This is a genomic window from Rhizobium sp. TBD182 (genome assembly GCF_001950375.1).
In the GTDB taxonomy this organism is placed as follows: domain Bacteria; phylum Pseudomonadota; class Alphaproteobacteria; order Rhizobiales; family Rhizobiaceae; genus Agrobacterium; species Agrobacterium tumefaciens.
In genome coordinates, this window is the sequence record NZ_BDLN01000008.1 from 4,672 (window position 1) to 30,221 (window position 25,550).

At 58.3% G+C, this 25,550-nt stretch carries 23 protein-coding genes and 2 pseudogenes; 14 read left to right on the forward strand and 11 right to left on the reverse strand.

Going from position 1 to position 25,550, the window contains the following annotated elements:
* A pseudogene (locus T18_RS27795) lies at positions 1–122 on the forward strand (efflux RND transporter periplasmic adaptor subunit); the annotation flags it as partial.
* A complete protein-coding gene (locus tag T18_RS20365; RefSeq protein ID WP_038494736.1) occupies positions 122–3,232 on the forward strand; it encodes an efflux RND transporter permease subunit in 3,111 nt (1,036 codons plus the stop codon). The pseudogene T18_RS27795 and the gene T18_RS20365, both read left to right, overlap by 1 nt.
* A gap of 23 nt (positions 3,233–3,255) precedes the next feature.
* Here the strand turns inward: T18_RS20365 and T18_RS28265 are convergent.
* Both T18_RS28265 and T18_RS20370 read right to left on the reverse strand, forming a co-directional pair.
* Positions 3,256–3,386: pseudogene (locus T18_RS28265) on the reverse strand (flavin reductase family protein); the annotation flags it as partial.
* Positions 3,387–3,603: 217 nt separating this feature from the next.
* Entirely contained in the window at positions 3,604–4,152 is a 549-nt protein-coding gene (locus tag T18_RS20370; protein WP_038494739.1) for a TetR/AcrR family transcriptional regulator, read from the reverse strand.
* A gap of 112 nt (positions 4,153–4,264) precedes the next feature.
* On the opposite strand from T18_RS20370, the gene T18_RS20375 reads away from it, so the two are divergent.
* The 4 genes from T18_RS20375 (at position 4,265) to T18_RS20390 (ending at position 8,391) form a co-directional block, all read left to right on the forward strand.
* Positions 4,265–5,053: an SDR family NAD(P)-dependent oxidoreductase gene (locus T18_RS20375; RefSeq protein ID WP_003519273.1), complete on the forward strand. Its 789-nt coding sequence runs from the start codon at positions 4,265–4,267 to the stop codon at positions 5,051–5,053.
* Positions 5,054–5,101: 48 nt separating this feature from the next.
* A complete protein-coding gene (locus T18_RS20380; protein ID WP_038494745.1) occupies positions 5,102–6,196 on the forward strand; it encodes an alkene reductase in 1,095 nt (364 codons plus the stop codon).
* Positions 6,197–6,450: 254 nt separating this feature from the next.
* Positions 6,451–7,275, forward strand: a complete 825-nt coding sequence (locus T18_RS20385; protein WP_003519271.1) for an oxidoreductase — start codon at positions 6,451–6,453, stop codon at positions 7,273–7,275.
* 111 nt (positions 7,276–7,386) lie between these two features.
* Positions 7,387–8,391: an NADP-dependent oxidoreductase gene (locus tag T18_RS20390; protein ID WP_003519270.1), complete on the forward strand. Its 1,005-nt coding sequence runs from the start codon at positions 7,387–7,389 to the stop codon at positions 8,389–8,391.
* A gap of 40 nt (positions 8,392–8,431) precedes the next feature.
* On the opposite strand, the gene T18_RS20395 is transcribed toward T18_RS20390, so the two are convergent.
* Both T18_RS20395 and T18_RS20400 read right to left on the reverse strand, forming a co-directional pair.
* Positions 8,432–9,013 (reverse strand): TetR/AcrR family transcriptional regulator, encoded by a 582-nt coding sequence (locus tag T18_RS20395; RefSeq protein ID WP_003519268.1) that lies wholly within the window; start codon positions 9,011–9,013, stop codon positions 8,432–8,434.
* Between the two features lie 219 nt (positions 9,014–9,232).
* Positions 9,233–11,518: an FdhF/YdeP family oxidoreductase gene (locus T18_RS20400; protein WP_019566810.1), complete on the reverse strand. Its 2,286-nt coding sequence runs from the start codon at positions 11,516–11,518 to the stop codon at positions 9,233–9,235.
* 156 nt (positions 11,519–11,674) lie between these two features.
* Here T18_RS20400 and T18_RS20405 point away from each other — a divergent pair, with 156 nt between their 5' ends.
* Together T18_RS20405 and T18_RS20410 are read left to right on the forward strand one after the other, a co-directional pair.
* Complete coding sequence (locus T18_RS20405; RefSeq protein ID WP_038494749.1) at positions 11,675–12,898, forward strand: MFS transporter; 1,224 nt, start codon at positions 11,675–11,677, stop codon at positions 12,896–12,898.
* Between the two features lie 10 nt (positions 12,899–12,908).
* Positions 12,909–14,024 carry an FAD-dependent monooxygenase gene (locus T18_RS20410; protein ID WP_003519263.1) on the forward strand — a complete coding sequence of 372 codons (1,116 nt, stop codon included), beginning with the start codon at positions 12,909–12,911 and terminating at the stop codon, positions 14,022–14,024.
* A gap of 96 nt (positions 14,025–14,120) precedes the next feature.
* Here the strand turns inward: T18_RS20410 and T18_RS20415 are convergent, their stop codons facing one another.
* From T18_RS20415 to T18_RS20435, 5 genes are all read right to left on the reverse strand, one after another.
* On the reverse strand, positions 14,121–15,794 hold the full coding sequence (locus T18_RS20415; RefSeq protein WP_003519261.1) for an FAD-dependent oxidoreductase: 1,674 nt from the start codon (positions 15,792–15,794) through the stop codon (positions 14,121–14,123).
* A gap of 58 nt (positions 15,795–15,852) precedes the next feature.
* The gene (locus tag T18_RS20420; RefSeq protein WP_003519260.1) at positions 15,853–16,158 is read right to left on the reverse strand and encodes a UBP-type zinc finger domain-containing protein; all 306 of its coding nucleotides are present in this window, start codon (positions 16,156–16,158) and stop codon (positions 15,853–15,855) included.
* Between the two features lie 28 nt (positions 16,159–16,186).
* Positions 16,187–16,558, reverse strand: coding sequence for a response regulator transcription factor (locus tag T18_RS20425; protein ID WP_003519258.1), 372 nt, complete (start codon positions 16,556–16,558; stop codon positions 16,187–16,189).
* A gap of 91 nt (positions 16,559–16,649) precedes the next feature.
* Positions 16,650–17,291 (reverse strand): response regulator transcription factor, encoded by a 642-nt coding sequence (locus T18_RS20430; protein ID WP_003519256.1) that lies wholly within the window; start codon positions 17,289–17,291, stop codon positions 16,650–16,652.
* Positions 17,284–18,891, reverse strand: coding sequence for an ATP-binding protein (locus T18_RS20435; RefSeq protein ID WP_233284985.1), 1,608 nt, complete (start codon positions 18,889–18,891; stop codon positions 17,284–17,286). The genes T18_RS20430 and T18_RS20435 overlap by 8 nt, the downstream gene beginning before the upstream one ends.
* Before the next feature lie 332 nt (positions 18,892–19,223).
* Here T18_RS20435 and T18_RS20440 point away from each other — a divergent pair, with 332 nt between their 5' ends.
* From T18_RS20440 to T18_RS20450, 3 genes are read left to right on the forward strand one after another with little or no spacing between them, the layout of a single operon-like run.
* The gene (locus T18_RS20440; RefSeq protein ID WP_038494755.1) at positions 19,224–20,243 is read left to right on the forward strand and encodes a cupin domain-containing protein; all 1,020 of its coding nucleotides are present in this window, start codon (positions 19,224–19,226) and stop codon (positions 20,241–20,243) included.
* 52 nt (positions 20,244–20,295) lie between these two features.
* Positions 20,296–20,814, forward strand: a complete 519-nt coding sequence (locus tag T18_RS20445) for a Dps family protein (protein WP_038495858.1) — start codon at positions 20,296–20,298, stop codon at positions 20,812–20,814.
* Between the two features lie 24 nt (positions 20,815–20,838).
* Positions 20,839–21,810, forward strand: coding sequence for an alpha/beta fold hydrolase (locus T18_RS20450; RefSeq protein WP_038494758.1), 972 nt, complete (start codon positions 20,839–20,841; stop codon positions 21,808–21,810).
* Positions 21,811–21,881: 71 nt separating this feature from the next.
* On the opposite strand, the gene T18_RS20455 is transcribed toward T18_RS20450, so the two are convergent.
* Positions 21,882–22,835, reverse strand: coding sequence for a LysR family transcriptional regulator (locus T18_RS20455; protein ID WP_025595167.1), 954 nt, complete (start codon positions 22,833–22,835; stop codon positions 21,882–21,884).
* 47 nt (positions 22,836–22,882) lie between these two features.
* Here T18_RS20455 and T18_RS20460 point away from each other — a divergent pair, with 47 nt between their 5' ends.
* Positions 22,883–23,206 carry a nuclear transport factor 2 family protein gene (locus T18_RS20460; RefSeq protein ID WP_038494761.1) on the forward strand — a complete coding sequence of 108 codons (324 nt, stop codon included), beginning with the start codon at positions 22,883–22,885 and terminating at the stop codon, positions 23,204–23,206.
* Positions 23,203–23,982, forward strand: a complete 780-nt coding sequence (locus T18_RS20465) for an SDR family oxidoreductase (RefSeq protein ID WP_013762165.1) — start codon at positions 23,203–23,205, stop codon at positions 23,980–23,982. The genes T18_RS20460 and T18_RS20465 overlap by 4 nt, the downstream gene beginning before the upstream one ends.
* Before the next feature lie 21 nt (positions 23,983–24,003).
* Here the strand turns inward: T18_RS20465 and T18_RS20470 are convergent, their stop codons facing one another.
* Positions 24,004–24,471, reverse strand: a complete 468-nt coding sequence (locus T18_RS20470; RefSeq protein WP_003519242.1) for a MarR family winged helix-turn-helix transcriptional regulator — start codon at positions 24,469–24,471, stop codon at positions 24,004–24,006.
* Positions 24,472–24,614: 143 nt separating this feature from the next.
* On the opposite strand from T18_RS20470, the gene T18_RS20475 reads away from it, so the two are divergent.
* Entirely contained in the window at positions 24,615–25,406 is a 792-nt protein-coding gene (locus T18_RS20475; RefSeq protein ID WP_003519240.1) for an alpha/beta fold hydrolase, read from the forward strand.
* Positions 25,407–25,550 lie beyond the last annotated feature (144 nt).

Below are 25,550 nucleotides of genomic sequence, written 5' to 3' on the forward strand. Positions count from 1 at the left end.
GCGAGGAGACGGCATTTGTCACGGGGATCGGCACCGGGGAGCAGGTCGTTGCCCTCGGCGCGCATCTTCTCGACGATGGCGCGACCGTCAGGATTGCCTCGAGCCAAGAGGTGAAAAACTAATGCGCTTCAACCTGTCAGCCATCGCGGTTCGCGAACGCGCCATCACCCTGTTCTTTATCGTGCTGCTGGCCGCAGCCGGCGTCTACGCTTTCGTCAAGCTGGGGCGCGCCGAGGATCCGTCCTTCACCATCAAGACATTGACGGTCACGTCAGTCTGGCCGGGTGCAACAGCGCGAGAAATGCAGGACCTCGTCGCCGAGCCGCTTGAGAAACGTATTCAGGAACTGACCTGGTACGACCGCGTCGAGACCACAACGAGGCCAGGTTACGCTTTCCTGACCGTTACCCTCAAGGATAACACGCCGGCAAGTGCGGTTGCAGAAGAGTTCTATCAGGCGCGCAAGAAGCTTGGCGACGAAGCCCGCAATCTCCCCCCGGGCGTCATGGGCCCATTCGTCAACGACGAATATTCTGACGTGAGTTTCGGCCTCTATGCCCTGAAGGCAAAGGGAATGCCGATGCGCGATCTCGTTCGGCAAGCGGAAGTCATCCGCCAGGACCTCCTGCACGTGCCTGGCGTCAAGAAAATCAATATCGTCGGCGAGCGCCCCGAGCAGATTTTCGTCGAGTTCTCCTATGCGAAGCTCGCGACACTCGGCATATCCGCGCAGGATATCGCTTCTGCGTTGCAGCGACAGAACACGGTCACGCCTGCGGGTTCAATCGACACACGAGGTCCACAGGTCTTTATCCGCTTCGACGGAGCTTACAACAGTGTGCAGGCGATTGCCGACACGCCGATCGTTGCTGCTGGACGAACGCTGAAGCTCTCCGATCTTGCAGAGGTGCGACGCGGTTATCAGGATCCCGCCACGTATATCATCCGCCACGAGGGTGAACCGACAATCATGCTGGGTGCGGTGATGCAGGCGGGATGGAACGGTCTTGATCTCGGCAAGGCGCTTGAGGCTCGCTCTGCCGCCATTGCGCAAACATTGCCGCTGGGGATGACGCTTACCAAAGTCAGCGACCAGGCCGTCAACATCGATGAAGCCGTCGGCGAGTTCATGTTCAAGTTCGCGATGGCGCTCGGCGTGGTTCTGTTTGTCAGTCTGGTGGCACTTGGCTGGCGCGTTGGTATTGTTGTCGCACTTGCTGTGCCACTCACCCTTGCGGTCGTCTTCCTCATCATGCTGGAGACCGGGCGCTTCTTCGACCGCATCACGCTTGGCGCTTTGATTCTCGCGCTTGGCCTTCTAGTTGACGATGCCATCATTGCCATCGAAGTGATGGTGGTGAAGATGGAAGAGGGCATGGACCGCATCAAGGCGGCGGCCTATGCCTGGAGCCATACGGCAGCGCCGATGCTGTCCGGCACGCTGGTCACGATCATCGGCCTGATGCCCGTGGGTTTTGCCAAGTCGACCGCAGGCGAATATGCCGGCAACATCTTCTGGGTCGTGGGGTTTGCGCTCATCGTATCCTGGATCGTCGCCGTCACCTTCACGCCCTATCTCGGTGTGAAGATGTTGCCCAACATCAAGCCGGTCGAGGGCGGTCATCACGCCATCTATGACACGCCGAATTACCGCCGTCTGCGTTCCGTCATAGAGTTCGCTGTCCGCCATAAGTTCATGGTCTGCGCCGTGGTCGGCATTTCCATGGCCGTTTCGGTCGTTGGAATGGGCGGCGTGAAACAACAGTTTTTCCCGACGTCGGATCGGCCTGAGGTGCTGGTCGAGGTGCGCATGCCCGAGGGCACGAGCATTGAGGCGACGACATCTGCGGTGAAGAAAGTCGAGGACTGGCTGCAAACTCAGCCTGAGACCAATATCGTCACGTCCTACGTAGGGCAGGGCGCACCCCGGTTCTTCTTTGCCATGGCACCGGAACTACCTGACCCTGCCTTCGCCAAGGTCGTCGTGCTCACACCCGATGCCCACGCTCGTGAAGAACTGAAGCATCGCCTTCGTGCAGCTATTTCGGAGGGTCTTGTTCCTGAAGCGTCCGTCCGCGTCACCCAGCTTGTGTTTGGTCCTTACACGCCGTTCCCGGTCGAGTTCCGGATCATGGGTCCCGATCAGGATGAACTCTACAGGATTTCTGAGCAGGCTCTGGCGATCATGAAGACTATCCCCGATGTTCGCCAAGCCAACCGTGACTGGGGCAACCGAACACCCGTTCTGCGATTTGTGCCCGACCAGGAGCGGCTCAATCTGATTGGTCTTTCTCCATCGGAGGCGGCCCAGCAATTGCAGATGCTGCTCTCCGGCATCCCCGTTACGCAGGTGCGCGACAATATCCGCAACGTGCCCGTCGTCGCTCGCAGTGCTGGCGAAAACCGCCTCGATCCGTCACGTCTTGCCGATTTCTCTCTAATGAGCAGGGATGGCCGTCAGGTTCCGCTGGATCAACTCGGGCACTCCGAAATCCGGTTTGAAGAACCTATCCTGAAGCGTCGCGACCGCACGCCTGTCATCACGATCAGGTCTGATATCAACGAGGCGACGCAGCCTCCGGAGGTTTCCCAGCAGGTTATGAAAGCTCTGCGGCCACTCATCGCGTCGCTTCCCGTTGGATATCGTATCGAGATGGGCGGCAACATCGAGGAGTCTCTCAAGGCCAATACGGCACTCGCTCAGGTTTTCCCGGTGATGATTGCTGCCATGCTGATCGTCATCATCCTGCAGGTTCGCAGTCTCTCGACAATGACAATGGTGATGCTGACAGCGCCGCTTGGTCTTGCCGGGGTGGTTCCGACCCTGCTCCTGTTCAATCAGCCTTTCGGCTTCAACGCCATTCTCGGCTTGATCGGACTGGCGGGTATCCTGATGCGCAACACGCTTATCCTGACAGAGCAAATCAAGGAGAACAAGGCGGCAGGGCTCGATGATTATCATGCCGTTATCGAAGCGACAGTGCAGCGGACACGACCCGTGATCCTGACGGCTCTCGCGGCGATCCTGGCGTTCATACCTCTGACCCACTCAGTATTTTGGGGGTCGATGGCCTATACCCTGATCGGTGGAACGGCAGCAGGCACGGTAATGATCCTGCTCTTCCTGCCGGCCCTCTATGCTGTCTGGTTCCGGATCAAGCCACCCAAGGCAGGTGCCGAAAAAGAGACGGTCGAGCACGTAGGGCAGCCGCTGGCGCTCGCGGCAGAGTAGGGGCGTCCATGCGTGCCGGCTCACACCTGAAGAGTGGTGTGACGGCGGCGTTCAAGGGCAGCAGGAGCCGCAACAATGCGGGGCCGCACACCATCTGGCCGGGCACGGTTGAAAGGCTGGGGGTTTCCATCTCATCCACATCCGGACCGATCTTCCGGCCGGACTTATCACGCGGATACCAGACCCCGGCAGGCCATGCCGGGATCATCACTGCGCCCGGCTCCGATGCTGCGGGAGATCAAAGCTTCGCTTTGCTACCGATTGCCCACACCGCGCCAACTGGAATGTTGAAAAACGCAGAGCCTCCAATCGCATTTGGATGAAGGTTACGTGGGAGGGTCATGCCGGTCCGCGTCGTCGTTTTTTGCGGACTAACTGATGCTGTTATCGATCCATGCGTGCGTCTGTTCCAGAATCTCGTCCGATAGTTCCGGATCGTCGATTGCCCGGGCGAGTATGACCGCCCCAACCATGGCCGCCCAGCTTCCTATCGCTGTGCGCCGGCGATCTGCCGGGTCCAGTTGCGGGAGTGCCTTTTCGATCCGGCTAATTTGCGCACGAAGGCCTTCTGTCATGGCGGAGCGCGCCGGCGGCGTCTGGTGGCGAATTGCTGCAGCGAGACCGGCGGTTGGGCAGCCACCGGCAGCGTTGTCGCGATGGCGAGGCGCAAGATAGGATTTGACGAAATCGCTAAAGTTGCCTCCTCCGACGCTATCTGAAGCAAGGGCATGGGCAAGGGTCTCCGCGACCAGATCGTCTTTTGAACTGAAATGTCCATAAAAGCCGCCGTGAGTAAGACCGGCTGCCCTCATCACCTCCGCAACGCTGACGGCATCGAACCCCTTGTCGCGAAACAGCCGGCTGGCGACATCCAGAATCCGGCGACGGTTTTCCGCCATCTGTTCTCGGCTGACCTTCATTTTCACAATTCTCCCAACATGGTCGTTGACATTTACATGATGGCTATCATATTTAAATCCAATCATGATGATTGTCATGAATATAGGTTCCATCACAGAAAAGAGCAATCCTATGAGCACAAATCCTGCAGTCCTCATCACCGGCGCCTCCACCGGTATTGGTGCAACCTATGCCGATCGGTTTGCGCGGCGCGGCCACGATCTCGTGCTGGTCGCCCGTGACGTGGCGCGAATGGAGGCCGTTGCAAGCCGTCTGCGACAGGAAACCGGCGTGGCCATAGACATCGTCCAGGCGGATCTCACGCAACTCGCCGATCTTGCGAAAGTAGAGACGAGACTGCGCGACGATGACAGCATCGGCATCCTCGTCAACAATGCCGGAACGGCCATCGGTGGAACGTTCATCGAGCAGAGCACCGACGACATGGCCCGGCTTGTTGCACTCAATTCGACTGCACTCGTTCGCCTTGCCAGCGCAATTGCCCCTCGACTCGTCAAGAAAGGTGAGGGTGCAATCGTCAACATCGGCTCCGTGGTTGGTCTGGCGCCGGAGTTCGGCATGACGGTCTACGGCGCAACCAAGGCCTTTGTCCTCTTCCTGTCTCAGGGGCTTAGCCTCGAGCTTGGACCGAAGGGCGTCTACGTTCAGGCTGTTCTTCCCGCCACGACACGAACCGAAATCTGGGACCATGTCGGCGCCGACGTCAATGCACTGAACAACGTCATGGAGGTGGGCGATCTTGTGGATGCGGCTCTGGTCGGCTTCGACCGTCGCGAGCCGGTGACCATCCCGCCGCTTCCCGATGCCGGTCAGTGGGAAGCCTTTGAAGCTGCGCGCAAGACCATGCTGGCCAACTTCGGCAATGCGCTGCCAGCCGAACGGTACCGCACCGTCGCTTGAGCAGACCGCGCAACCCATACCGCTGCGGCGGCAACACATAGGTAAATCATGACTAAAAAGACGCTTTTCGAACCCTATACGCTCGGCTCCTTGACGCTTTCCAACCGGATCGTCATGGCGCCCCTGACGCGCAATCGCGCCGGTTCGGGCTTTGTCGCAGGTGACCTGACGGCTGAATATTACGGCCAGCGTGCTTCTGCCGGGCTCATCATTTCCGAGGCCACGCAAATATCACAGCAGGGGCAGGGATACCAGGACACGCCCGGTATCTATACCCAGGCGCAGATCGAAGGCTGGCGCAAGGTCACCAGTGCGGTGCACGAGAAGGGTGGCCATATATTCCTCCAGCTCTGGCACGTCGGTCGCATCAGCCATGTTGATCTCCAGCCGAACGGCGCAGCGCCGGTTGCCCCTTCAGCCATCCGCGCCGAGACAAAGACGTTCGTCAACAATGCCTTCGTGGACGTTTCGCAACCCCGTGCCCTTGAACTGGAAGAGCTTCCTGGGATCGTCGACGATTTCCGTCAGGCAGCAGCCAACGCCATCGAGGCTGGTTTCGATGGTGTCGAGATCCACGGGGCCAACGGCTATCTGCTTGATCAGTTCGCCAAGGACGGTGCCAATGTTCGCACAGACGCCTATGGCGGCTCTGTCGAAAACCGTGCGCGCCTCATGCTGGAAGTCACGGCCGCGGTTGTCCAGGAAATCGGCGCTGCACGCACCGGCATCCGCATCTCGCCGGTCTCGCCCGCCAATGGCATTTCGAGTACTGATCCGCAGGCGCAGTTCGATTACATCGTCGATCAGCTCGAAGCCCTTGGCATCGTGTACATTCATGTCGTCGAGGGTGCCACAGGTGGGCGGCGCGATGTCGCGCCATTCGACTTCGGATCATTGCGCCGTCGCTTCAGCAAGACCTATATCGCCAACAACGGCTATGACCTCGAACTGGCGACTTCGCATCTTGCCGAGGGCCTGGCGGATCTGATCGCCTTCGGCCGGCCGTTCATTGCCAATCCCGATTTGGTTGAACGATTGAAAAGCGATGCGCCGTTGGCAGAGATAAACCCGGCTACGCTCTACGGTGGCGGTGCTGCGGGTTATATCGATTACCCCTCTTTGGCGGCAGCTGCCGGGCGTTGACTACTTTTGGGGTCGCTCGCTGGTGCGGCCCCATCAAATCAGTGTGCTGTGCCTGATCCGTTGCGGATTGGTGCCGGGTCCCGACACTGAAGGGTTACCCTTTCCCTCGCCGTCTGAAAGTCACGCTTGACTTTAATGATGATATATATCATTAAAAATCATCAATGATGACGGAAATCATCATAAAATTAGTGTCGTAAAACCATATGCCTTGGCGGCAATCCATGGTGATACCGAAAAGAGAGAAAGACGCTATGGCGACGTTTGCTACTAAAAGACAGAAGACTGCCTTTGTGACCGGGGCTTCCAGTGGGATTGGCAAGGCGGCCGCCACGGCTCTGGCCCGGGCAGGCTACCGGGTGATTGGCACGAGTCGTAAGGCCGCACCTGGCGAGATACGTGATGGCATTCGGATGATTGCTTGTGACGTGACTTCCGATTTGTCTGTCTCGGATGCCGTGGCGCTGGCGCATCAGGAACTTGGCCGTATCGACCTTCTGGTCAACAATGCCGGTTACGCCCTGTCCGGGGCGGCCGAAGAAAGCTCGGTGGATCAGGTTCGTTCGCTGTTCGAAACCAATTTTCTGGGTGTCGTTCGGGTGACCAATGCCGTGTTGCCGATGATGCGCCAACAGGGCTATGGCAGGATATTGAACATCGGCTCTGTCCTGGGCTTAATACCCGGTCCTTTTGGAGCCTATTACTCGGCCAGCAAGCACGCCATTGAGGGCTATTCGGAATCGCTGGACCATGAGGTTCGCCAGTTCGGCATCCGTGTCGCCGTGATCGAGCCTTGGGCAACGAAAACTTCGATCGAGGCCAACTCTCCGCAAGGCGACCGTCCGGTTGCAGCCTATGGCCAGACACTGGCCAGATACCGCACGGCGTTTGACTTGGCCATGGCGACCGGCGACACGGCGGATGATGTTGCGGCCACCATCCTGATGGCGGCGCAGGACAAGGCGCCGCGGTTGCGCTACCCCTCCGGCAAGGCGGCCCGGCAGACCTCGTTTGCCCGGCGTTTCCTGCCGCGCGCGCTGTTTGATCGAACCTTGCGCAAGCAATTCAACATCGCGTGAGCGAGAATGACGGCCACGGCAGGGCCTTCCAACAGCATGCTCAGTTCGCGCTGAAAGCCTTGGCTTTTTTAGCCATCTGAGCCGATAATATTTTTACACTGGAGAACGTCCGTGAAAGCCTTCGTTGTCGACAAATACAAAAAGAAGGGCGCCTTGCGTCTGGCAGACATGCCCGAGCCCCGGATGGGCGCGAATGATGTTCTGGTTCGCATTCAGGCCACGGCGATCAACCTTCTGGATTCCAAGGTAAGGGACGGCGAGTTCAAGCTGTTCCTGCCCTATCGCCCGCCCTTTATTCTGGGTCACGATCTAGCCGGAACGGTTGTAAGCGTGGGCGCGAATGTGCGGCAATTCAAGGCTGGGGACGAGGTTTACGCCCGTCCGAGGGATCACCGGGCTGGTACCTTTGCAGAGTTCATCGCAATTGACGCCGCCGATGTAGCGCTGAAGCCCGCGAGCCTTTCGATGGAGCAGGCTGCATCCATACCGCTGGTTGGACTGACCGCCTGGCAGGCGCTGGTGGAGGTCGGCAAGGTCAAGCCCGGCCAGAAAGTGTTCATTCAGGCTGGTTCCGGAGGGGTTGGGACCTTTGCCATCCAGCTTGCCAAGCATCTCGGCGCCACGGTGGCCACCACGACCAGTGCCGCGAATATTGACCTGGTCAAAAGCCTCGGCGCCGATGTGGTGATCGACTACAGGACGCAGGATTTCGAACAGGTGCTATCCGGTTATGATCTGGTGCTGAACAGTCAGGATGCCAAGACGCTGGCCAAGTCGCTGAATGTTCTGAAACCGGGTGGTCGGTTGATATCGATCTCGGGGCCGCCGGATGTTCCCTTTGCCAGATCTCTGGGGCTGAACCTGTTCCTGCGCTTGGTGGTACGGATGCTGAGCCGGGGCGTGCTGAAGAAGGCGAAAAGCCGGGGCGTCTTGTATTCCTTCCTGTTTATGCGCGCGGAAGGGCAACAACTTGCCCAGATCGCCAAGCTGATCGACGCCGGCGTGATCCGTCCGGTCGTGGACAAGGTATTTCCCTTTGCTCAGACGGCGGAGGCCTTGGCCCATGTAGAGACCGGGCGCGCCAGGGGCAAGGTCGTTGTGAAGGTCGCAGACTGAGTTCGTATTTTGCAGGAGATGGGGCCGCATGGCTGCGGCCCTATTGCTCCCGCCCGCCATTTTCGACAGAGGCCCGGCAATCGGCGCGGCAAATATCGAGAATTTCATCCGCCAGGGCCGATGCGTCCGGGCAGGCCCGCGATAGCACGATGGCCCCGACAGCTTGCGCCATAATGCTGATGGCTTGCGTGCGGGCATTTGAGCCGGCGGGCTGGTTCGCCGCAAGATTGCTCTCCAGTGCGTCAACAAGGCGCTCGATGCCTTCGCCGAAAACAGCTCTGGTTTCGTTTGGCAGCCGCGCTGCTTCCCCGCTCAGTGCAGCGGCCGTGCAGCCTTGGCCACGCGCATCACGATGCGTGCGCGAGATGTAGGCGTCGATCATCTCGCCCAAATCATACCCGGCATAGCGTGCCAACGTTTCGGAAAACCCTTTGGCGGAGGTTTCTGCTATGAGCGCCTCCTTCGAGACGAAGTGGTTGTAAAATCCACCATGGGTCAGGCCCGCACCCTCCATCAGGTCAGCCACGCCAACGCCATCGAACCCTCGTTCGCGAAACATCCCGGATGCAATCGCAACAATCCGGTCATGATTTTCCTGCTTCTTTTCCTTGGTGATCCGCATGTCAGAACCCTTTCGACGGCGCCGTCTCCATGATGTTGGATATTATCATGGATTGAGAGTATTGCTGACGCTTATCATTAATAATGCGCTCAACACAAGGAACACGTCGTATCGGCTACCTAATTTTCCGTCCTTCGCCGCCGACATCTTGTCGCTGGCTGCAACGAAGCTTCTGTTTCTGGGAAGCTGGCCCGGATTGTTTGGTAAAATAAAGCTCGGTTACGTGGATCGGCGTATCCTCACTGGAACGCCCTTATATGCTGGGGTCCCGGATTTCCTGTCGTAGTCTGCGAGGGCAATGACCTGGTTCATTTCGGGGTAATAACCTGCTACCGAGCCGGGCGGAATATTGTAGGCAACGGCGGTAAATCCGGTAGCGGTTTTGGCGCCACTCCCGCAAATTGCTTCGACATCGATGAGGTCTCCGTCTCTTAGTCCCCGCGTTTCAAGGTCCCGCTGGTTCATGAAGATGACGTCGCGGCGGCCGTAGACACCACGGTAGCGGTCGTCGAGGCTGTATATGGTGGTGTTGTACTGGTCATGACTGCGCAAGGTGGTCAGCACAAGGGCTTCGGGGTCGTGCAAGCGTGTGTCCTCATCAAGGCCCGGTGCGACGAGAAATTCGGCCTTGCCGGACGGCGTATTCCACACACGATCAGAAGCCGCGACAGTGAGCCGGAAGCCTCCGGGCGTTTTCACGCGCGTATTGAAATCATGAAAATCGGGAAATACGATTTCGATCTTGTCGCGGATCTGCTCATAGTCGCCGGCCATGCCGTCCCAGTCGATGTCGTGCCGGTTACCTAGCGTCGCCTTGGCCATGCCGGCAACGATCCAGGGTTCCGAGCGCAACTCATCGCTTGGCGGTTTGAGGAAACCGCGCGACGCGTGCACCATCGACATGGAATCCTCTACCGTGACGGATTGGCGCCCTGTCGCCTGAATATCCAGATCCGTTCGGCCCAGAACCGGCAGGAGGATCGATGTCTTTGCCAGCAGCAGATGCGAGCGATTGAGCTTTGTCGCAAGATGAACGGCCATATCGAGTTTCCGCATGCCCGCGAACGTCGCTTCAGGATCGGACATGGCGACAGCAAGATTGCCACCAAGACACACCAACGCTTTCGACCTGCCCTCAATGATGGCCTCGATTGCCTCCACGGCATTATGGCCCTTTTCACCAGACGGGCGGAAACCGAAGGCTTTCTCCATGCCAGCAAGAAGAGCCTCATTGGGAATTTCAGTGATGCCGACGGTTCGGTCGCCCTGAACGTTGGAATGGCCGCGCAGGGGACAGATACCGGCGCCTGGCCGGCCTATATTGCCGCGCAGCATCAGGAAATTGGCGAGTTGCTGCACATTGGCCGTGCCATGGGCATGCTGTGTGATGCCCATGCCATAACAGAGAATGACGTTTTTCGCCTTGAGGTAGACATCCACGGCGCTATCGAGTGCTTCCAGTGAGAGGCCGGATTTCTCGATAATCTCCGGCCATTGCGTCTGATCTACATCGGCTTGCAGGGCTTCGAGGCCAATCGTATGCGCCGCGATGAAATCGCGGTCGATGACGCCGGGTCCGCCAGCTTCGATATCGGCCGCGTCGCGCTCGAAGATGCGCTTCATCATGCCCTTGAGTGCGGCAAGATCGCCGCCGGTACGAACCTGATGATAGGCAGATGCGATCGGCGTGGATGACATCGTCGCCATTTCGATCGGATCCTGGGGGGCTGCAAACCGCTCCAGCGCCCGCTCCTTGAGTGGATTAAAGACGACGATCGGCACACCCCTGCGGGAGGCCTCATGTAATGTCGTCATCATGCGCGGATGGTTGGTGCCGGGATTGTGCCCGAACGAAAAGATCGCGTCGGCATGATCGAAATCCTCCAGCGTTACAGTGCCCTTGCCGACACCGATCGACAGGGGCAGACCGACGCTGGTGGCTTCGTGGCACATGTTGGAACAGTCGGGGAAATTGTTGGTGCCATAGGCGCGAACGAAGAGCTGAAAGAGAAACGCCGCTTCGTTGGAGGCACGACCGGACGTGTAGAACTCGGCCATATGAGGGCTGGGAAGGGCGTTCAACTCCGAGGCAATACGCGCGAATGCGGCATCCCATTCGATCGGCACGTAGCGGTCACTGGCATGATCATAGATCAGCGGATGCGTCAGGCGCCCCTGATCTTCAAGCTTGTGGTCGGTCCATTGCCAGAGATCAGTCACCGAATGAGCGGCAAAGAAATCGGGGCCAACCCGCTTGGCCGTCGATTCCCAGGTGATCGCTTTTGCTCCGTTCTCGCAGAACTCAAACGAACTTGTGTGCTTCGGATCGGGCCAGGCGCAGCCGGGACAATCGAAGCCTTCGGGCTGGTTTGCCTTTAACAATGTCGCCGCGCCCTCGGCGATGATCTGCTGGTGAGCAAGGGTTTTGGCAACGGCTTTTAGTGCGCCCCAGCCACCTGCTGGCGCTGTATAATGCTCTATCCCATCCGGCCGCTTCTCGCTCATCACAGTCTCCCTTCAGCGTGTTTCAATAAATCTAGCATCGAACGCATCAGTACGAACCTAGACCGATGTATAGGTCCAGGTAGACGTCTATCGAATGTGCGGCCAACGAGATTGAGCATATTTTGCCCAGATCAAGATTGGCGGTGGAACAGTATCATGGAAAAGACAGGACAGATGCAAGCCGGGGCGGCAAGCGCCACCCACAATGATGCGATCGGACAAGTGGCGCTTCTGGCCATGGCCGTCGCGGGCGGTATTGCCGTCGCAAACATCTACTACAATCAGCCGATGCTCGGGCTCATCGAGGCGGATTTCAGTCGGCAGCCAGTTACCGGCATGGTGCCCACCGCAACGCAACTCGGTTACGCACTGGGGTTGTTCCTTTTACTGCCGCTCGGCGACCTCGTTAATCGCCGCCGGATGATCATTGGGCAATTCGTGGTGCTTGCCGCCGCGCTCGCGCTGGCTGCACTGGCGCCGACGGCCTGGATGCTGGTTGCAGCATCGGTCATGGTTGGAGCATGCTCGACAGTCGCCCAGCAGATCGTGCCCTTTGCGGCATCGCTGGCCGCGCCCGAAAAGCGCGGCGCCACAATCGGCACCGTCATGGCAGGCGTATTGTCGGGCATATTGTTCAGCCGCACCCTCTCGGGCTTTGTGGGCGAACACGCCGGCTGGCGGGAAATGTTCTGGATCGGCGTACCGCTTGCCCTGCTCGCCGCGGGCCTCATGTTTGCGGTCCTGCCGCATCATCGGCCAACCTCGACTTTGCGATATCATCAGGCGCTCCGGTCGCTCGGCCAGCTATGGAAACGCCACCCGGCCTTGAGGGCAGCGACCATCATCCAGGCGTTTCTGTTCGCGTCGTTCACGGCCTTCTGGACCATCCTCGCTCTCTATCTGGCGGGGCCAGAATTTCAGCTCGGTGCGGATGTCGCGGGTCTGTTTGGGATCGTCGGTGCGGTCGGCATATTTGCAGCGCCTCTGGCAGGAGTTGTTGCCGACAGACGGGGACCGCATTTCGTGGTCTGGATGGGCGCCGGATTGACGATCGCCGCCTGGCTTATCTTCGGCCTCTGGGCATCGATCGCTTCCTTGGTTGTGGGCGTCATCGTGCTTGATTTCGGCATACAGAGCGCGCTGATTTCTAACCAGCACATCATTTATGCCCTGGATGCCGATGCGCGTAGCCGTCTCAACACGGTCTTCATGACTGGAATGTTTCTGGGGGGTGCCACAGGTTCGGCGATGGCGACACTGGCCTGGGGGCAGGGCGACTGGCTCGTCGTCAGCCTTCTCGGCGCGGCGTTTGGCCTCGCAGCCTTCGCGGTTAAAATATTTCATCATCGCCGGCATTCGCTGACGGTTGTCGGAAACTGAGGGCGGAACGATGGAAAAACTACGCATAGGAATCGTCGGCGGTTCGCTTGCCGGCCTCTTCGCTGGCATCATGTTACAACAGGCTGGCCACGATGTCCGCATCTACGAGCGATCGAAGAGCGGTCTTGCAGGTCGGGGAGCGGGCCTCGTCGGTCAGAGGGACCTGCTGCACATTCTCAGGCTGATTGGCTGCGAGCATGTCGCCCGTATCGGCGTGGTGGCTAAGGAACGCATCTATCTCGATCAGGATGGCGTTATCGCCCAGACCGTTAAGGCGCCCCAGACCCAGATCTCCTGGGACTACCTGTTCGAAACTGTCGCTTCTCGCATCGCTTCAGGAAGCTATGTGCTGGGTCGGGATGTCGTCAAAGTGCTGGATGGCGAGAGTGGCGCGGAGCTGATTTTTGGTGACGGCACGCGGGTGAATGTCGATCTGGTTATCGGTGCCGATGGCCTTGGTTCGGTGGTGCGCGCAGCGGTCAATCTCGGAGACACGCAAAACCGCTATTCCGGCTATGTCGCATGGCGTGGATTGATCCCGGAAACGAGGCTTCCAACGGCAGCTAATCTGCTTCTCGACCGGTTTGCCTTTCATGTCAGGCCCGGCGTACATGCGCTCGGTTATCTTGTCCCGGGCTCGAAGGGCGAAATGGACATCGGCAATCGCCGATATAACTGGGTCTGGTATCGCAAAGTGCCAGCAAGCGAACTTGCCCACACGTTCACCGATCTGGATGGGCGAACGCATGCATTTTCGCTGCCGCGTGGTGGCTTGTCGAGCGACCATCTGGAGGCGTTGCGCGTCGATGCGCTGCAGATGCTTCCGCCGCAATTCGCCCAGGCGGTCGAGGCGGAGCCAAGCCCCTCTATCCAGGGCATTTTCGACTACGAGTCGCCCCGCATGACGGGCCGTTCGGTCGTCCTCATCGGCGACGCCGCCTTTGTCGCGCGTCCGCACACCGCGATGGGCGTGTCGAAGGCAGCGGGCGATGTCATGGCGTTGAGCGACAGCCTGGAGTCCGAGGTTGACCTTCCCAGTGCCTTGCAGCGGTTCGAGGATGAGCGCATCGCGGTTGGCCGGGAAATCGTTGCTTATGGCCGGCAACTCGGTGCGTCGGCTATCTGAGTATCGACCGGCTGTCTGTCACGGTACTCAAGAACGATATTTTTAACCCGCTGGCTTCTGCCAGCGGGTTTTTGATTTTGAGAAAGGTCGGATGCTTCAGTTCGGGGGCTTTATCAGGCTTAGTGCGGCGTGGATTTGCGAGACGACGGCGGCACCTTCCCCCACTGCTGCCGCGACCCGCTTGGTCGATCCGGCACGGACATCCCCGATGGCAAAGACATTCGGCAGGCTGGTTTCGAGGGGCAATGGCTTGCGGGAAAAACGACAATGCTCATCGAAGGATTGCCCAGTGACGATGAAGCCCTTGTCATCGGTTTGCACCCGGCTGCTGATCCAGCCAGCGTTCGGATCCGCGCCGATAAAAAGGAAGAGATGATGAAGCGGCAAGGTGTTCACGCTTCCATCCAGGCGGTTGCGCAGTCTTGCGGAGGAGATGCCAGTGGCGTTATCGCCATTGATCGCGTCCACTTCGCAATGCATGTGCAGTTGGACGTTCGGCAGGGCCTTGATACGGTCGATCAGATATTGCGACATCGTATCTTCGAGTGCGCGCCGCACGACCAGATGAAGTGTCTTGACCTGAGGCGCCAGAAAAACGATGGCCTGGCCTGCCGAATTGCCGCCGCCAACCAGGACGATCTCTTCGCCGGCGCAAAGTTTTGCCTCGATCGGCGAGGCCCAATAGGAAACGCCGTTGCCCTCGAAACCGTCAATGTTGGTGATGTCCGGTCGCCTGTAGCGAGCGCCGGATGCGATGACGACACTGCGGGCCGTCACCGATTTTCCACCGTCGAGTTCGAGCGCCAGCACACCTGCGTCATCTTTCGGAGGGATCAGATTTTTGACAGCGACGGGAAGAACCATTTCCGCCCCGAACTTGAGAGCCTGATTGTAGGCACGTCCCGCCAACGCCTGTCCGGATATGCCCGTCGGGAAGCCGAGATAGTTTTCGATCCGAGACGAAGCGCCGGCCTGCCCCCCAATCGAGTGTTCATCGATGACAAGGACGTCGAGCCCTTCCGAAGCGGCATAGACGGCGGTGGCAAGGCCCGCCGGTCCAGCGCCGACAACAGCGACGTCATAGAGCTTTCCGGGCTTGAGGTCCGGCGTCATGCCGAGACATGCTGCGGCCTCCGCATCTGTCGGTTTCTTGAGCACGGTGCCGTTGGGGCAGACCATTAGCGGAAGGTCGGAGGCGAGAATACCCAGGCGTTCGATCAGCGCCTTACCTTCACCCTCCATGGCAGCATCAAGTACGATGTGGGGAAAGGCATTGCGGGCTAGAAATCCTTGCAGACGCGAGAGCGCGGCATTGCCAGCGGTTCCAATCAGAACAGAACCTGCGCCTGCATCGATCAGACCGACGCGGCGCAGGATGAAGGCGCGCATGATGATTTCGCCGACATCGGCCGATCCGATCACCAAGGCCCGCAAATGGGCGGCATCAAAGGGAATGGCCGTGCAGCCCTCGGACCCGGCGCGGGCCCCGGCAAGTGTCGGTCGACCCGACAGCTGGTTGACTTCGCCAGACAACTGGCCTGCTCCATGCGTCGTGATCGGCGCCTCGCCGGAAAGACCTTCGTGGCGAAACACGTCCATCGATCCCTTCAGCACCAGCCAGGCGGGCGCTGCGTGGTCTCCTACCTTGTAGACGAAGTCACCACGAGCGAAATATTTTGGCTCGCCGCTGGCAAAACGCTTGGCCGTCTCGACCTGATGGGGGTTGAGCACCGGAAACATCTGGTCCAGGCGCGCGCTGAGATCTGCCATCTGTTACCTCCAGCTGGAAATGTCGTCCGCAGGTCACCGCCGATTTTTCGGCGAAGTTTCAGTAATATCGCGGTATCGGCCCGCGTTGCGGTGTCTGATCAGGCAGGTCCACCATGGTTTCGTCCACATAACACCAGCCCCAGCCTTCCGGCGGGTCATAGCCCTCGATGATGGGGTGGCGGGTGGTGTGGAAATGCGCGGTCGCGTGGCGGCCGGGGGACTGATCGCAGCAGCCGACATGACCACATTCGCGGCAGAGCCTCAAATGAAGCCATATCTGGCCAGTTTCGAGACATTCCTCGCAGCCAAGCGTCATGGGCTTGACCGATCGGATCGTCGGCAGGTGCGAGCATTGATCAGACATGGTTCCACTCCTGAACGTGTTGGAAATTTCAGTGCTTCAGTGCTTCTTCAAGACACAGTATAAGCTGGTTGAAATCGACTGGCTTCCCAAGGAATGCGAATGCACCGCCATCCATTGCCGCTGCTCTCGTTCGCTCGTCGCAATAGGATGTCATGAAGATCATCGGCGGCTTTTGATCACCACGCGAGTTTAACACGTCCTGCATCTGGATGCCGCTTAAGCCTGGCATTTTAACGTCGACCAGCATGCAGTCGATCGCGACGCGATCACCGCGGGCCAGAAAGTCTTCCGCAGACGAAAACAGCCGGCTCTCGTAACCGCAGGACAAAACGAGATCGTCAAGGGCTTCGCGGATCGACCGATCGTCGTCAACGATGGCTATGACAGGTGTTTTGGACAATTTGATTGGGCCTTGCCTCTTAAAATCAACTGGCTTCTATATGCGCCATCGAGACACAACATTGCACCATACAAGGGTCTAGGTTTTGGCCTCAAAGGCCTAGCAGTTCCGCCTTGCGCACCAGTTCGGCTACGGAGCGCGCCTCCATTTTGCGCATGACATTGCCGCGATGCAGCTTGACCGTGATCTCGCTGATCCCGAGGTTGAACGCAATCTGCTTGTTCATCAGGCCTTGCACGACAGCCGTCATGACCTCATGCTCGCGGCGGGTCAATGTCTTGGCCAGTTCCACGACGGCGCCATTTGCAGCAGATTGCTGGCGCATTTCCCGATCTTTCTGAAAAGCGACCGAGACGGCGTCGAGGATGTCCTGGTCCCGAAAAGGTTTGGTCAGGAAGTCGATGGCGCCTGCTTTCATGGCACGGACTGTCATTGGTATATCACCGTGACCCGTCATGAAGATGATCGGCATTCGGTTGCCGAGTTTTTCCAGGTGGAGCTGAAAATCAAGGCCGTTCGCACCGGGCAGGCGAACGTCGAGAAGAATGCAGCCAGGTCGGTCCAGATCGGCATTTTCGAGCAGGTCCTGGGCGCTTTCAAAGGATTTTGCTTCTGTTCGAATTGACAGGAACAGATCGACCAAAGCCTCGCGTATCGCAGTATCGTCATCGACGACGTAGACAACCGGCGTATCGCCGTTCGGCGGTTTGCCGGACTTTCTCGCATCATTCATGGGTTGCCTCCATCGGGACGATCATTTCGAACAATGCGCCACCATTGATGTGATTGCTGGCAGACAGCGTGCCGCCGCGGGCTTCGAGCATGCTGCGGCAGATGGCAAGGCCCATGCCAAGCCCGGTTGGTTTGGTCGTGCAGAATGGTTTGAACAGGTTTTTGAGAACGTCCGGACTGAGCCCGGGACCTGTGTCGAGAACCTTGATGATCACGCTTTGACCATCCCCAGGCTCGATCGTTACCGATATCCGCCGCATCGCTTCCGGGGTTTCGGCCATGGCGTGAAGGGAATTGGTGATCAGGTTGATCAAGACTTGCTGCAGCTCTATCCGCACAGCGTTGACGGTGGGCACATCGCTTGCTTCAGCTATTTCAACAATGACCCCATTTCTGACCAGCTCGCTCTCCATCAGCGCGCGTGTCTCCGTGACGAGATCGGCCAGCGAAACCGGCTCGATATCGGGCGGGCGGTTACCAAGCATTGATCTTGCGCTCTGAATGATGTCGCTGGCACGCTGGCTGTCACGAGCGATGCGCTCAGCTGAGCGGGAAACGGCTGCCAGATCCGGCGGGTCGCGATCCAGCCAGCGCTGCAGGGTCTGGGCGTTGACCACCAAGGCGCCGAGCGGCTGATTGAGTTCGTGCGCGAGCGAGGCAGATAACGCACCGACGGTTGCCGCGCGCGACGCCAATGCCAATTCCGCCTGGGCCTCGAACAGTGCTTTCTGGGCGAGTTCCCGTTCCGTAATGTCGAACATACCGACAATGACACGGTTGAAATTGGCAGGATCTTCAGGAAAGCCAACGGTCAGCAGCACAAATTTGCTGGTGCCATCGCTGGTGATGATGCTGCCCTTGCCTTCGAAATGCGTCTCGTTGTTGAAAATTGCCGCGATGAGATCGAGAAAGGTGGCGTCGTCCTGGGCAATATAGCGGCGCATGGAGCCGGGATTGCTGTTGCCCACATGGCCCAGCAATTCAAGTGCCGCCGCGTTGGCGGCAACGGTAGGGACGCTGACAATGCATCGCTCCAGAAAATCCGGGTTCTCCCGAGCGTGAGCACCAAGGTCTTTGACACCATTTGCTTTCAACGCCATCAGCATTGCGCGGACCTGCGAATAGTCGCGCTCCCAAAGTGCAACGCGGCTTTGCTCGAAAATCGTACGGTAGCGCTCTTCGCTGCTCTGCAGGGCGGCATTGAATTTCACAAGATTGAGGCGCGCGCGCTGATTGCGGATGATCAAGGCGCAGGTGATCAACATTGCAGCAACCGCGACCGCCAGGCGTAGGGTTGCGGCGAGGTCGGTTTGCAGCCCATGAGCTGCAAGATACGAGACTGCCGCCAGACTGATACAGATACCGGTCACCAGCATCGTCCCTTTTTCTGTCAGGGTTTCTGCCGACAGAAGCAAGGTGATGACATAGAGCGTGGCAAGCGCGCTGTGAATGTCGGTATAGGTATCGAGATAGAAGATCAGCGCTGCGAGCAAAAATGCGCAGACGAGCACGCCAAGTTCAAAGCGCGCCGGCAGCCGTCTTTCCGGGTTTACCAGGACCAGCGAATGCAAGGAGATTTCCCACGTTGAGATCGACCGCATTATCAAGCCATCCCTGCTGCCGAAACGCAATTGGCAATTCCAATATTCCTATGCAAACTCAATCTCATAACCGCGCAAAAAAGAAAGGCCATTCCAGGACTGGGATGGCCTCAGATGGATCGCGACATCCGTGTGAAAGGGCGCGCTTGAACATTCAGGGTGCATTGGCATCCAGCATCTCTTCAGTGGAGGGCCTGAATTTGTAGCCTCGGTTCGGCAGGCGAGCCACTATACTTAGGTGTCAGTCCGACTAACCAAGCATTGGATACCGCACAACCAGATCCTCGCCTACAACCATCTCGTCAAACAAACGATGTGGGCAGGAGTTGAAGATGCAGATTTCAAAACATGTTCTTTCTCTCAAGGACCGGCCTGCAGCCTTCGAAAGCCCGGCGGGATCGATCATGTGCCTTGGTCGCAATCAACTGCCAATCCTCAAAGGCCTTTCAATACGCAGGCTGGTGCTCACGGCACACGCGATCAGGGAGCCTCACTGGCATGCGAATGCCAATGAACTGGGCTACTGTGTCCGCGGCCAGGCACTGGTGACTGTCGTCGGCAATCATGGCAGCCGCGACGTCTTTCTTATCGGCATTGGCGAAATGTTCTTCGTTCCGTCAGGCACGGTTCACGCAATTGAAAATACCGGTGAGACGGAGGCGGAGTTCATCCTTGCCTTTTCGAACGAGGATCCGGAAGATTTCGGCCTGTCTGGCGCCTTCGACGTGATGTCCGACGCCGTGCTGCTGAGCACATTCGAGTGGCAACCGCAAACGCCGCCGAGTTTTGGCAGGCTGAACGCAAACACAGAGATATTCGACCTGCAGGCCCAGCCAGCCGTTGAAAAGCAGGCGCTTCATCCAAACAGGCTCAAATTCCGTGTCGAGGAGTCAGCGCCGCACGTATCGTCGCCGGCGGGCTCTGCAAGGACCGCGCAGGCTCCGGCTTGGTCTGTTCTAAATGGTCTTTCGATGTTTTCTGTCCGCATCAGCGAGATTGGCCTGCGCGAACCGCACTGGCACCCCGAGACCGCCGAAATGGGCTATGTGCTCGAAGGGACCGGTCAGATGACAGTCCTTGATCCCGATGGAAGCGCTGACACCTATTCGATCCATCCGGGCGACGCCTATTTCGTGCCGCCGGCTTACCCGCATCACATCGAAAACGCCGGCAGTGGCACACTGCATATCCTGATTTTCTTCAGTCACAGCGCGCCACAAGATATCGGTTACCGAGCAGCGGCGGCCGGTTATTCACGCAATGTGATCGCTAGCCAGTTGGGCCTTTCCGAGCAAGCCCTCCTGCCTCTTCCTGTCGATATCGACGATCCGCTGATCGTTGCACGGCTCTGAAGCCCTGAATCCCTGAAACCCAAACCCAAACCCAAACCCAATGGAGATTACCATGAACCGCAGCCTCGCTGAAAAACATCGCAAGTCGCCTCTTGCAACACCGACTGCCCTTGGCACGAACGCAACCGCCGATATTTCCGGCGCGTTGACGGCGCTGCTGGCCGATGTCTTCGCGCTTTATCTCAAGACGAAGAATTTTCACTGGCATATGAGCGGTCCGCATTTCCGTGATTACCACCTGATGCTGGACGAGCAGGGCGAGCAGATCTTCGCCATGACGGACGACATTGCCGAGCGAGCTCGCAAGATCGGCGGCACCACACTTCGTTCGATCAGCCATATTTCCAGGTTGCAGCGGCTTCTCGACAACGACGCCGATTTCGTGACCCCGGCGGATATGCTGGCCGAGCTTCGCGACGATAACCTCACACTCGTCTCGCTGATGAAGGCGACACACAATCTTTGTGAAGACCATGGCGACATCGCAACCGCCAGCCTGATCGAAAACTGGGTGGATGAGGCAGAGCGCCGTGCCTGGTTCCTGTTCGAAAGCACCCGCGGCGCCGAATGAGCGCGCGAAATTTCGGAGAGGCCCATGATCAACGAACTTTCACTGTCCCGTCGGCAGGTCCTGTTGGCCGGCACCACGGTTTCTCTTGCCTTGGCCATGCCGGCGATGGCTTCCGAAAAGAAAATTTCCCGTAACCCAGAAGGAATTGCATCGATGACCACGAATTTCGTCACCACCAAAGACGGCGTAGAGATCTTCTTCAAGGACTGGGGTCCGAAGGATGCACAGCCGATCGTCTTCCACCATGGCTGGCCGCTGTCGTCAGACGACTGGGATGCCCAGATGCTGTTCTTCCTCAGCAAGGGATATCGTGTTGTGGCCCATGACCGCCGCGGCCATGGACGCTCCAGCCAGGTGAGCAATGGTCAAGACATGGATCATTACGCTGCCGATGCCTCCGCCGTCGCCGAATATCTTGACCTGCGCAATGCCGTTCATATCGGTCACTCCACAGGCGGCGGCGAAGTCGCTCGGTACGTCGCACGGCATGGTCAGCCACAGGGACGCGTGGCAAAGGCAATCCTCGTCAGCGCCGTTCCGCCGCTGATGCTGAAAACCGCAGGCAATCCTGATGGCACGCCGATGGAAGTCTTCGATGGGTTCCGTAGCGCCCTGGCAGCCAATCGCGCGCAGTTCTTCCTCGATGTTGCGTCGGGCCCATTTTATGGTTTCAACCGGCCGGATGCGAAAGTTTCGCAGGGTGTGATCGACAATTGGTGGCGCCAGGGGATGATGGGCAGCGCCGTGGCGCACTATGAAGGTATCAAGGCGTTTTCGGAGACAGATCAGACCGAAGACTTGAAGGCGATTACCGTTCCCACGCTGGTGACCCAGGGTGATGACGACCAGGTCGTTCCCTACAAGGCCGCCGTGGAGCTTCAGGCCAAACTGATCAAGAACAGCACGATGAAGATCTACAAGGGCTTCCCGCACGGGATGCTGACCACGCATGCCGACGTGATCAATCCAGACCTGTTGGCCTTCATCAAGGCTTGATTGTTTCCCCATCCCAAGACGTATGTGGCGGCTCCCCAAAGGGCCGCCACTACAAATGCGGGGTCAGCGGGTTAGTCAGCAGCTCGTCGCGAAAGCTCGCGGGCCAGATCAAGAAACGCTTTCACTCCAGCCGACAGATTGCGGCGCCCGGGATAATACAGGCAGAGCCCCGGATACGGTGGTGTCCAGTCCTCCAGCACCCGGACAAGGCGCCCCGCTTTGATGTCGGGGAGCACTTCCTCTTCCATGGTATAGCCCAGGCCGGTACCTTCCAGCACCGAAGTCCTCACAAGGCCCGCTTCATCAAGTGTGATCGGGCCTCGCACATCGATTTGCACCGGCTCGTCGTCTTTTTCAAACCGCCATCGAAACAGTGAGCCGTCCGGCAAGCGAACGCGAATGCATCTGTGATTGAGAAGATCCGGAGGAACCACGGGTTTAGGATGTTGTGCGAAATAGTCCGGAGAACCAACAACAGCGTGTCGCTGGGGCCGGCCGAGCGAAACGGCAATCATGTCGCTGGGAACGAGACCTGCCACCCTGACGCCCAGATCAAAACCGTCATTGACGATATCAACCATTTTTCCTTCCGTGACCAGATCGACATTCATCTCGGGATAGCGACGCAGGAACTCAAGCACGAGCGGTGAGATGATGGCGCGTGCTGCAAACGGTGCCGCATTGATGCGTATCGTTCCAGACGGTGTCTCGCGTTGTGAGCGAACCGTTTCCAGAGCGGCATGAAGGTCCTGAAGCGAAGGCGCAACCTGCTGTACAAAGAGCCTGCCGGCATCTGTCAGCGAGACGCTGCGCGTGGTGCGATTGAACAATCGTACGCCGAGCCCCGCCTCAAGCCTGCCGATGGTGTGGCTGAGCGCAGTTGTGGACATACCGAGATCGATAGCCGCTGCGCGAAACGTCCCGCGCCTGGCGATCGCGATGACTGCTTCGAGTTCCCTAAGGTTTAACTGTTCCATTATCCCGATCTGTTCAACATCACGTGCATATTTATCCCACTTATCCATGCAATGGTAGAGCACTAACTTAGGGGCACCTCACAAGGAGAAATAAGATGGATATGCCCCAAGTTGTGAATATGTATTTTGACGCCGACACCCGCAACGATGCCGACGGGCTGTTGCAAACGCTTGATGTCGATGCGGTGGTCGAGGACGAGAATGCCCGCTATCAGGGCACTGCCGCCATCCGTCAATGGTGGGTGGCCGCCAAGAGTTCGGCTCAATACGTTGCCGAACCTGTGGAAACCACGGTTGACGGTGACAAGGTACTCGTGCGGGCGAGGGTGAGTGGCAAGTTTCCCGGTAGTCCGGTGATGCTAATCCATGCCTTCACGATCAACGACGACAGGATCGTCAGGCTGGAGATCCGGTCATGATCGACTTTCTCAATCTGAAAGGCAAACGCGCACTCATTACGGCTGGAACCAAGGGTGCTGGCGCTGCGACCGTCAGCCTGTTTCGCGAACTAGGCGCAAAGGTGCTGACGACAGCGCGTGCCCGTCCGGAAAACATGCCGGAAGAATTGTTCGTCGATGCGGACCTGAGCACCGAAGAGGGATGTGAAATCGTCGCAGAGGCCACGCGGCGGCGCCTTGGCGGCGTCGATGTCATCGTCCATATGCTGGGTGGCTCCTCAGCATCGGGGGGCGGCTTTTCTGCCCTGTCGGAGGATGACTGGCACAAGGAAATGTCGCTTAACCTTTATCCGGCTGTCCGGCTGGATCGGCAACTGGTCCCGGATATGGTCGCCCGGGGAAGCGGCGTCGTCGTGCATGTGACATCCATCCAGAGAGTCCTGCCACTTCCGGAATCGACAACAGCCTATGCCGCAGCAAAAGCGGCACTTTCGACCTATAGCAAGGCGATGTCGAAGGAAGTGTCGCCCAAAGGTGTGCGTGTCGTTCGGGTTTCGCCGGGCTGGATCGAAACGGAAGCCTCCGTCCACCTTGCAGAGCGCCTGGCGAAGCAGGCCGGAACTGACCTTGAGGGTGGCAAGAAGATCATCATGGATGGACTGGGCGGCATTCCGCTCGGCCGCCCGGCAAAACCGGAAGAGGTCGCAAACCTGATCGCCTTCCTCGCTTCCGACCGTGCGGCTTCGATTACTGGTACCGAATACACAATTGATGGGGGGACGGTGCCGACAGCGTAGGTTCCGAGATGCGCCTGCAGATCAGGCGGGCGCGTCCCACCCGCCGATCTGTGAATAGATCGCGTCGCGGAGATGGCGGACGTCGTGGTTCAGATCGGCCAGCTCCTTTGGAGTTTGCATTGAAGCTGCAAGCAAGGTGTCGCTGAGGCAGCCCGCCCTGTGCTGCAATGCGCGGCCTTCCTCGGTCAAAGCGATGACCACCTGCCGCTCATTGCTGAGGTTTCTGGTCCTGCGCAACAAGCCGGCTGTCTCAAGGCGCTTCAAGAGCGGCGTCAGTGTGCTCGATTCCAATGCGAGGGCGTTTGCAATGGCGCCAACGGTTTGCTCATCTCCGCTCCAAAGCACGTTTAGCACGAGATATTGCGGGTACGTCAGCCCCAGCTCATCCAGAAGGGGCTTGTAAGCGCGCTGGATGGCAATGCCGGCAGTATAAATTGCGTAGCACAGCTGGTCGTGCAAAGGCGGTGGATTGTTGTGACGTATGGTCATTCTAGGCTCCTTCACACATACATATAGCCAATCATATGGCAAAAATAAATATCGCGATAAGAATTATCTTGACGGAAGGGTCAGCATCTGTCAGCTTATGTGTATCGCGATAACAGTTATCGCAAAACAAAAAGGAAGAAGCCATGACACGCAAGTCCGCAACCGCCCTTTCTGCAATTGCCACCGCCGCATTGTCTGCCGCACTGCCGGCAAACGCTGCCGACACCATTTCCCAGAACCAGTCCGTAAAAAACGTCGTGCTTGTCCATGGCGCTTTTGCTGACGGCTCTGGCTGGAAGGGTGTCTACGACAATCTCACAAAGCGTGGTTACCGCGTGACCATCGTCCAGAATCCCCTGACCTCTCTGGCGGACGACGTTGCCGCCACAAAGCGTGCTCTCGAGCGGCAGGACGGTCCGGTCATTCTGGTCGGACATTCCTGGGGCGGCACGGTCATTACAGAAGCGGGCGTTGATGAAAAGGTTGCTGGCCTCGTCTATGTCTCTGCGCTCTCACCAGATGCCGGCGAAACGACAGCCCAGCAATATCAGGGGTTTGCTCCCGCATCGGAATTTGTCATCGAAACCACGAAGGATGGTTTTGGATATGTCAGCCCGGCAAAGTTCAAGGCTGGTTTTGCTCATGACGTTAGCGATGCCGATGTTGCGTTCATGAGGGACGCTCAGGTCCCGATCAACATGTCGGCGTTCGGCACGAAGCTCGAACATGCTGCCTGGCGCACCAAGCCCAGCTGGGCTGTGATCGCTACCGAGGACAAGGCATTCGACCAGGCAATGCTGATCCATATGGCCGAACGCATCAAAGCCAAGATCACCAAGGTCTCAGCAAGCCACGCCCTGTTCATGACGCAGCCGACGGTCGTCGCTGATACCATCGATGCTGCCGCCAAGGCCGTCTCGGCAAAGCAGAAATGATAGATTCCGCGTTATCGGGACAATCCGCACTGTCCCGATAACGACCGGAACGTATTATTTCGAATTTCACAACAAACTATGAATTATTAGTTCAATTGTTGTGCCCGCGACTTGGTAGCAATATCCACGCATCAGACGAGCAAC

Excerpts from the sequence above, each read along its gene's own strand:
- T18_RS20365 (WP_038494736.1), top strand. The coding sequence starts at position 122 with ATGCGCTTCAACCTGTCAGCCATCGCGGTTCGCGAACGCGCCATCACC.
- T18_RS20370 (WP_038494739.1), bottom strand. The coding sequence starts at position 4,152 with ATGAAGGTCAGCCGAGAACAGATGGCGGAAAACCGTCGCCGGATTCTG.
- T18_RS20375 (WP_003519273.1), top strand. The coding sequence starts at position 4,265 with ATGAGCACAAATCCTGCAGTCCTCATCACCGGCGCCTCCACCGGTATT.
- T18_RS20380 (WP_038494745.1), top strand. The coding sequence starts at position 5,102 with ATGACTAAAAAGACGCTTTTCGAACCCTATACGCTCGGCTCCTTGACG.
- T18_RS20385 (WP_003519271.1), top strand. The coding sequence starts at position 6,451 with ATGGCGACGTTTGCTACTAAAAGACAGAAGACTGCCTTTGTGACCGGG.
- T18_RS20395 (WP_003519268.1), bottom strand. The coding sequence starts at position 9,013 with ATGCGGATCACCAAGGAAAAGAAGCAGGAAAATCATGACCGGATTGTT.
- T18_RS20400 (WP_019566810.1), bottom strand. The coding sequence starts at position 11,518 with ATGAGCGAGAAGCGGCCGGATGGGATAGAGCATTATACAGCGCCAGCA.
- T18_RS20405 (WP_038494749.1), top strand. The coding sequence starts at position 11,675 with ATGGAAAAGACAGGACAGATGCAAGCCGGGGCGGCAAGCGCCACCCAC.
- T18_RS20410 (WP_003519263.1), top strand. The coding sequence starts at position 12,909 with ATGGAAAAACTACGCATAGGAATCGTCGGCGGTTCGCTTGCCGGCCTC.
- T18_RS20415 (WP_003519261.1), bottom strand. The coding sequence starts at position 15,794 with ATGGCAGATCTCAGCGCGCGCCTGGACCAGATGTTTCCGGTGCTCAAC.
- T18_RS20420 (WP_003519260.1), bottom strand. The coding sequence starts at position 16,158 with ATGTCTGATCAATGCTCGCACCTGCCGACGATCCGATCGGTCAAGCCC.
- T18_RS20430 (WP_003519256.1), bottom strand. The coding sequence starts at position 17,291 with ATGAATGATGCGAGAAAGTCCGGCAAACCGCCGAACGGCGATACGCCG.
- T18_RS20435 (WP_233284985.1), bottom strand. The coding sequence starts at position 18,891 with ATGCGGTCGATCTCAACGTGGGAAATCTCCTTGCATTCGCTGGTCCTG.
- T18_RS20440 (WP_038494755.1), top strand. The coding sequence starts at position 19,224 with ATGCAGATTTCAAAACATGTTCTTTCTCTCAAGGACCGGCCTGCAGCC.
- T18_RS20445 (WP_038495858.1), top strand. The coding sequence starts at position 20,296 with ATGAACCGCAGCCTCGCTGAAAAACATCGCAAGTCGCCTCTTGCAACA.
- T18_RS20450 (WP_038494758.1), top strand. The coding sequence starts at position 20,839 with ATGATCAACGAACTTTCACTGTCCCGTCGGCAGGTCCTGTTGGCCGGC.
- T18_RS20455 (WP_025595167.1), bottom strand. The coding sequence starts at position 22,835 with ATGGATAAGTGGGATAAATATGCACGTGATGTTGAACAGATCGGGATA.
- T18_RS20460 (WP_038494761.1), top strand. The coding sequence starts at position 22,883 with ATGGATATGCCCCAAGTTGTGAATATGTATTTTGACGCCGACACCCGC.
- T18_RS20465 (WP_013762165.1), top strand. The coding sequence starts at position 23,203 with ATGATCGACTTTCTCAATCTGAAAGGCAAACGCGCACTCATTACGGCT.
- T18_RS20470 (WP_003519242.1), bottom strand. The coding sequence starts at position 24,471 with ATGACCATACGTCACAACAATCCACCGCCTTTGCACGACCAGCTGTGC.
- T18_RS20475 (WP_003519240.1), top strand. The coding sequence starts at position 24,615 with ATGACACGCAAGTCCGCAACCGCCCTTTCTGCAATTGCCACCGCCGCA.